The organism is Mycobacterium sp. 1165196.3 (assembly GCF_001673415.1).
Taxonomy (GTDB): domain Bacteria; phylum Actinomycetota; class Actinomycetes; order Mycobacteriales; family Mycobacteriaceae; genus Mycobacterium; species Mycobacterium europaeum_A.
In genome coordinates, this window is sequence record NZ_LZLU01000007.1 from 23,983 (window position 1) to 30,936 (window position 6,954).

At 65.7% G+C, this 6,954-nt stretch carries 5 protein-coding genes, 1 tRNA gene and 1 pseudogene; 5 read left to right on the forward strand and 2 right to left on the reverse strand.

Features of this window, described 5'->3' with window-relative positions; all coding sequences use genetic code 11:
* Positions 1-64: 64 nt before the first annotated feature.
* A complete protein-coding gene (locus A5659_RS00605) occupies positions 65-2,422 on the reverse strand; it encodes an MMPL family transporter (RefSeq protein ID WP_067178806.1) in 2,358 nt (785 codons plus the stop codon).
* 345 nt (positions 2,423-2,767) lie between these two features.
* On the opposite strand from A5659_RS00605, the gene A5659_RS00610 reads away from it, so the two are divergent.
* From A5659_RS00610 to A5659_RS00625, 4 genes are all read left to right on the forward strand, one after another.
* Positions 2,768-4,006 (forward strand): GNAT family N-acetyltransferase, encoded by a 1,239-nt coding sequence (locus A5659_RS00610; RefSeq protein ID WP_066860353.1) that lies wholly within the window; start codon positions 2,768-2,770, stop codon positions 4,004-4,006.
* A 236-nt stretch (positions 4,007-4,242) separates the two neighbouring features.
* A tRNA-Lys gene (locus A5659_RS00615) sits at positions 4,243-4,318 on the forward strand.
* A gap of 142 nt (positions 4,319-4,460) precedes the next feature.
* Complete coding sequence (locus tag A5659_RS00620) at positions 4,461-4,727, forward strand: hypothetical protein (RefSeq protein WP_066860358.1); 267 nt, start codon at positions 4,461-4,463, stop codon at positions 4,725-4,727.
* A 139-nt stretch (positions 4,728-4,866) separates the two neighbouring features.
* Positions 4,867-6,606, forward strand: coding sequence for a DUF3556 domain-containing protein (locus A5659_RS00625; RefSeq protein ID WP_067178808.1), 1,740 nt, complete (start codon positions 4,867-4,869; stop codon positions 6,604-6,606).
* Here A5659_RS00625 and A5659_RS26595 read toward each other — a convergent pair.
* Positions 6,593-6,769: pseudogene (locus A5659_RS26595) on the reverse strand (DUF3618 domain-containing protein); the annotation flags it as partial. The gene A5659_RS00625 and the pseudogene A5659_RS26595 sit on opposite strands and share 14 nt — an antisense overlap.
* A gap of 54 nt (positions 6,770-6,823) precedes the next feature.
* Between A5659_RS26595 and A5659_RS26600 the strand changes: the two are divergent.
* Positions 6,824-6,954 (forward strand): DUF3618 domain-containing protein (locus A5659_RS26600; RefSeq protein WP_156748726.1); only part of this gene is annotated, 131 nt, incomplete at its 3' end.

The window sequence follows — 6,954 nt, forward strand, 5'->3', positions numbered from 1 at the left end:
GGTGTCCGGCGTTTCGGACTTCGCGGTAGTGGAAAACCATTGGTGCGCAATGCATGTTCGCGGGTCAGGTGCGCTCGGCGGCGGCCCTGTCAGTCCACCTTCTGGTCAATGACCGGCCCCCGTTCGGAGCGTCGCGGGCCCAGCGGCCCCGCCCCACCGCGACCTCGCCCTCTTCACCGGTTGCGGACCGCTCCCGCAGCCACACCAACGGCCGTGGGGCCCACCAGGTCCAGCGTCCCAGCAGGTGAATGAAGGCCGGTACCAAGACCATTCGGACCAGGGTCGCATCGACGAGGACGCCGAGCGTGAGGCCCAGGCCCAGCATGCGCATGAACGACACGTGCGCGGGGATCAAGGCGGCGAACGAGATCGACATGACCACAGCGGCGGTGGTGACCACCCGGCCGATCCCGGCGATACCCAGCGCCGTGCTCTCGTCGGTGGCGGCGCGCGCCTCGGCGGCCGTCGGCGGCGTCTCCCGGATGGCTTGCGAGGCCAGCCAGTATTCGTGGATGCGCGAAACCAGGAACACCTCGTAATCCATGGCCAGCCCAAAGGCGATGCAGAACAACAACACCGGGATGTTGGCGTTCAACGTCCCGTTGGGTGTGGTGCCCAGCGCGCCCAGGTGGCCGTCCTGGAAGATCCACACCATCGCGCCGAACGCCGCGGTCAGTGACAGCACGTTGCACACCAGCGCCTGCAGCGGCAGCACCGCGCTGCCGGTCAGCAGGAAGAGTAGGGCAAAGGTGATCAGGGCAATCAGCCCGAACACCAGCGGCAGTCGCTTGGTGATGGCGTCGACACTGTCGCGGTTGATCTGCGCCAGACCGGTCACCAGCACCGAGTGGCCGGCCGGCCCAGCGACCTGATGCAGTCGGTCGAGTTGCGTGTTCGAAGCCTTCGAATACAGCGGCGCAGTGCTCGACACCGTCAGAAACGCGGCGCCGTTGGCCATGCCGGTGGCCTCGGCGGGCGGCGCCACCCGTTTCCCGCCCACGAACGTGCCGGCCGGCGCGCTGACCGCGGAGACGTCGGCCACCCGGGACAGCTCGGCGGCGTAGCGCTCCAGGTCGGCGGGGGTCATGCCGCGAGCGTCGGGGACGACGACGGAGACCCCGGTGCCTAGCCCGTTAGCGAAATCGTTGTCCAGCATGTCGGCAACCTGGCGCGCAGACGCCCCTTTGGGCAGCACCCGTTCGTCAGGGAAACCCCACTTCACCCCGAGGAACGGCGCACCGAGCAACAGCAGCAACACCACGACACTCAGACCGACCGACATGGCGTGGCGCAACACGTAGCGCGTCGACCGGTACCAGAACTGTGTCTCGAGCGGCTGGTGCGCGTGATCGCGGAACGGCCGCTGCCCGTGCAGCACGCGATGCATCACCCGACGGGCGTTCAGCGAGTCCAACCGCGGCCCCAGCAGCACGATCGCGGCCGGCGTCACCACGACAGCGGCGAGCGCCACGATGATCGCCGTGACCACGATCGTGTAGGCCGACGACTTGAGGAAGTACATCGGGAACAGCGCCATCACCGCCATTGACAGCCCGACGGTGGTGGCCGAGAACAGAACGGTTCGGCCGGCGGTGGCCATGGTCCGAAACAACGCCTGGTCCCGGCCCTCGGTTCGGGCCAGCTCCTCGCGATAGCGAGTGATGATCAACAGGTTGTAGTCGATCGCCAGGGCCAGACCCATCGCAATGCTCAGGTCCAGCGCATACGTCGACACGTCGGTGACGTAGGTGATCAGTCGCAGCACCGACATGGTGCCGACGATGGCCAATGCGCCCAACACGATCGGCAGCGTCGCCGCCACCACACCGCCAAGCACCCACACCAGCACCGCGAAGCTCAACGGAATCGCGATCGACTCCATCAGCATCAGGTCGCGCTGGTTCTGCTGATTGATCTGGGCGTACGCCACGGCCATCCCACCGGCGCGAACGGTGACGCCGTCCCGGTCGTGGACCACCTCACGCATGAGCGCGCTGGCGTACTCCTGGGCCTTGTTCTCCCCGCCTCTCAGGTCGGCCACGATCATCCCGGACTTGTTGTCCTTGCTGACCAGCTGGGCCGCGGTCTGGGGCGGCGAGGTCCACGCCGAAGAAACGTCGATGACCCAAGGCGATCGTTTCAGGTGATCGACGATGTCGGTGGCCACCTGGCGCGCTTTGTCGCTGCGGGCACCCGCGGGCGCGGTCAGCGCGATCAGCATCTTCTGGTCGGTTTGACCGAACTTGTCCCTGAGCAGTTCGGTCGCCCGCGCCGATTCCGAGGTCGGGTCCTGGAATCCGCCGGCCGACAGCCTGTTTACCACCGGAATCCCGAAGATCCCGCAGACCACCAGGACGAAAACGGCGGCCGCGATGATGCGTCTGGGCGCCGCGATGGCAAGTCGAGCGATTCCTCGCAGCACTGGCGTCCTTTCTTTTCCGGCGCCTCCGGCCTAGCTCTATACCCATACAGGGACCGTTTGACGCCCCCTCGGCAATCATTTCCGCCGATGCGTCGGAGACGCACGCGTGGCTTATGTAACAGTAAGACGGCCGCGTTAGCGCAATTGATTCCGTCACACCGGTGATCCGCCTTACACCCCTGCTCCTACTATGACGGCTTGTGGGCGGCGTCACCAACGTCGTTGCGACGTTTCACCACCCGGGACTCGGGTACCGAAGAGGGGCGGCATTCCAGTAAACGAGCTTTGTTGGATTCGGTGTGCACATCACGAATTCAGCTGGGCCAGTAGCGAATTGGATGAGCGATGAATGCAACAAAGGACGCTATCAGGATCAAGCATCCGACCGAGAAGGACTGGCAGGCCGTCTACGAGAACCAGGCGCGCGCATATGGGATTGCCGTGGACCCGCACGACGTCGCCGCCTGGACGCGGCGGGTCAACCTGCAAGACATCCTGATCGCCGAAGACATGTCCGATCCGGAAGAGCCGCACCTGGTCGGAACTTCCCTTTACTACCCACTGCGGCTCACCGTGCCAGGGGGCGCCAGTCTCGACGCCGCCTGGTTGTCGATGATCGCAGTCGCGGCGACGCATCAGGGACAAGGAATTTGGCAACAGCTCAGCATCCAGGGCTTCGCAATTTTGCAGGAGCGTGGTTATCCCATTCTTTGCGGCGTTCCCACCCAGCCAACGGTTTACGAAATCCTTGGGGCCGGGGTGGCCAGCTATGCCAGGACCTACGACATCGAGCCGCGTTTCACCCAGCTGCGCAACAAGCCCGACCGAAATCGGGCTCGTGAGGTCGACGCTGCCCAGGCGGCAAGCCTGCTGCCCCCGCTCTACGAGCGGTGGCGCGCCATAACTCCGGGTGCGCTGAGCCGAGATGATGCGTGGTGGGACGACATCCTCGAAGACAGGATCACCCAGCGGGACAACGGATCGACGCTCAATTTCATCGTTCATCCGGACGGTTTCGTGACCTACCGCGTCGTGGGAGCGTCGCCGCACGCCTATCGGCGGCCATTCGGCAGCGTGATCGTCCAAGACTTCTGCGCGGTCACGAACGAAGCCCACGACGAACTGCTGGCGACTCTGGTGGGCTCCAAAACGTTCGACAACATCGTGATGGAGGTCCCGGTCGATGACCCGCTCCCACTCAAACTCAAAGACCAGCTCGCCGCGAAAACGATAGGCATGAGCGATTTCCTGTGGCTGCGAATCATGAACGTGCCCGCCGCGCTCGGCGCCCGCGGGTATTCATCCGACGCCGACATCGTCCTGGACATCACGGACCCGCTCAGCGTCGCTGGTGGACGATTCCGGCTGCAGACACGCGATGGTGTCGGCGAGTGCACACCACACGACGGGCCCGCGGACGTCCAGATAAGCCTCGGTGATCTGGGGACCATCTACATGGGGGCCCACCGCCCGTCGGAACTTCACCGGGCGAACCGCATCGCGGAACTGCAGCCGGGCACGCTGCGCACCCTGGACGCCATGTTCGCCACCGACCGGGTGCCTTATTGCGGCACGCTCTTCTGATAACCGTCCAGCTCGCCAATCAGGTTGCGGCGAAAACTACTCGAAGACGTTACGGGTGGCGCGTCGAGTCGCGGTGACGCCGACCCCGGTCGAGCGGGTAATGCTCGAGGCGAGCCGGACGGCTCCGAACCATGCGGATCACCCGCGGCCGAGCGGCTATCCTGGGAAGCGGTCGGGATTTCACTGGACGGCACGACGCCTGTTATTGTCGCCTACGCGGTCTCGGCCGTTTAGAAGCGCCGTTAGCTCAGTTGGTAGAGCAGCTGACTCTTAATCAGCGGGTCCGGGGTTCGAAACCCTGACGGCGCACCAGCTCACCGAGTAGTTCAATATTTGGTGGCTTCTCCACTTCAATGGGGGGTTCACCCGATGGGTAGCGATCTCCGAGCAATCTCTTTCCCGACGATCGCGCGGGTCCTACCATCCCTGCGGTGGGGTTTTTCAGAGGGCACTTGTGAAAACTGACCTGAAGTGGGTCGAGCCCTTCGAGGGCCACTATCACGCCAACATCGACGACCGCAGCGAATACCGGGTGCACGTGGTCTCGACGGGCGGCTTCCGCGCCGAACGGGTGGACGACGGCTTCGTGCACCACGACCTGGGCCGGGCCGGCACCGCCGCCGAGGCGCAGGCGATCTGTCAGGACCTGCACACCAGGGCCCTGCGCCGCGCCGCGTGGGAGGCCTACATGGCCGAGCACGACCCGCCGGGCTGGGAGTGACCCCCTCACCGGTTGACCGGAATTTTGCCGCCGTATCCCACCGCGACAGCCCCTCCTGCAGGTAATTTCTTGCTGGCACCGATCGGCGCCAGAAGCGCCGATAGGCCCCCTTGGGACGAGCTGCGTCGAAGGAGCTGCAATGGGGTTCATCCGGCCCAACCTGCCCGTCGTCGACATGGCCGAGTGGACCAGCCGCTCCCGCGCCGAACGGATCGTGCCGATGGCGCGCCACATCGCCGAGCACGGCTTCGGCACCCCGCTGGTGATGCACGTGGTGTACGGCGTGAAGATCGCGCTCTACATCCTCGGCGGTTGGCTCTTCGCGTGGTCGACCTCCGGCATCGGCGGCTTCAGCCACGTCGGCGAATGGTGGTCGGAGCCGATCGTGTTCCAGAAGGCCGTCCTGTTCACGATGCTGTTCGAGGTCGTCGGCCTCGGTTGCTGCTTCGGGCCCTTGGCGGGGCGCTACTTCCCTCCGATGGGGTCGATCCTGTACTGGCTGCGGCCCGGCACCATCCGGTTGCCGCCGTGGCCCAATCGGGTGCCGTTGACCAAGGGCAGCAACCGAACCCCGTTCGACGCGTTGCTCTACGGCGTCCTGCTGGTGCTGCTCCTGACCGCGCTGGTGTCCGACGGCGCCGGACCGATTCCCGCGCTGGACACCACGATCGGAGTGCTGCCGTGGTGGCGCACCGTCGCGATTCTGGCGGTCCTGGCCGTGCTCAGCTTGCGCGACAAGGTGATCTTCCTGGCCGCGCGCGGCGAGGTGTATGCGCCGCTGGCGCTGACGTTCCTGTTCGCCGGGGCGGACATCATCGTCGGCGCCAAGGTCGTCTTCATGGTGATTTGGCTGGGTGCGGCGACCTCCAAACTCAACAGGCACTTTCCGTTCGTGATCTCGACCATGCTGGCGAACAATCCGTTCATCCCCTCGGGGCCGCTCAAGCGGTCGATGTTCAGACACCACCCGGACGACCTGCGGCCCAGCGCGCTGGCGGGATTCATCGCGCACTTCTCGACCGCGGTCGAGGGTCTGGTACCGCTGGTGCTGCTGTTCTCACACGGCGGCTGGCCGACGGCCATCGCGGCGTTCGTGATGATCGTGTTCCACCTCAACATCCTGCTGGCCTTCCCGATGGGCGTGCCGCTGGAGTGGAACGTCTTCATGATCTTCGGGGTGCTATGGCTGTTCGTCGCGCACGCGCGCCTGGGCCTGTCCGACATCGCCCACCCGTTGCCGATCGCCGCCCTGTTCGCCGTCATGGCCGGCACGGTCGTCGTCGGGAATCTCTATCCGCGCAAGGTCTCGTTTCTGCCCGGCATGCGCTACTACGCCGGCAACTGGGACACCACCCTGTGGTGCGTGCGGCCGTCGGCCGACGAAAAGTTCCGCGTCGGCTCCCGCGCCCTGGGCCCGATGCAGCACCAGCAGCTCGAGCGGTTGTACGGCAGCAAAGAGGAAACCCTGATCCCGCTGCACCTGGCCTTGGCGTTCCGGGGGATGAACACCCACGGGCGCGCGCTGCTCACCCTGGCGCACCGGGCGATGGCCGACTACGACGAGGACGACTACAACCTGTGTGAGGGTGAAGTCCTGTGCTCGATGGTGCTGGGCTGGAACTTCGGCGACGGCCACATGCACAACGAATGCCTGATCGAGGCGCTGCAGCAGCGGTGCGGGTTCGAGCCGGGCGAGGTGCGCGTGGTGATCCTCGATGCCCAGCCCATCCACCAACAGCGGCAGGAATACAGGTTGGTCGACGCCGCGACGGGCGAATTCGAACGCGGCTACTGCGACGTCGACGACATGGCCACCAATCAGCCCTGGGCCGACGACATCCCGGTGTACGTCCAGACCGGGCGCGTCACCGATTCCTGACGCGGCGCACCGCCACCACCACGACGAGGGCCCCGACCCCGGCCAGCGAGGCCAGCACCACGGGCTTCTGCACGAATCCGATCACCCGGACCTTGAGGTCGTCCGCCAGGCGCCGAGGATTGGCCCGCTCGGCAAGCGAGTCGACGGTGGCCGCCAGCTGATCTAGGGTAGTTCGGGCAGGTGCATGAGCCGGATAGTGGGCGACTTGGAGGACACAGTGGCGGACCGGGACCCCGAAGCCATCAAGCAGGACATCGACGTCGCCCGGGACCAGCTGGCGGCCACCGTCGACTCGCTTGCCGAGCGGGCCAATCCTCGGCGCCTGGCGGACGACCTCAAGGTCCGGGT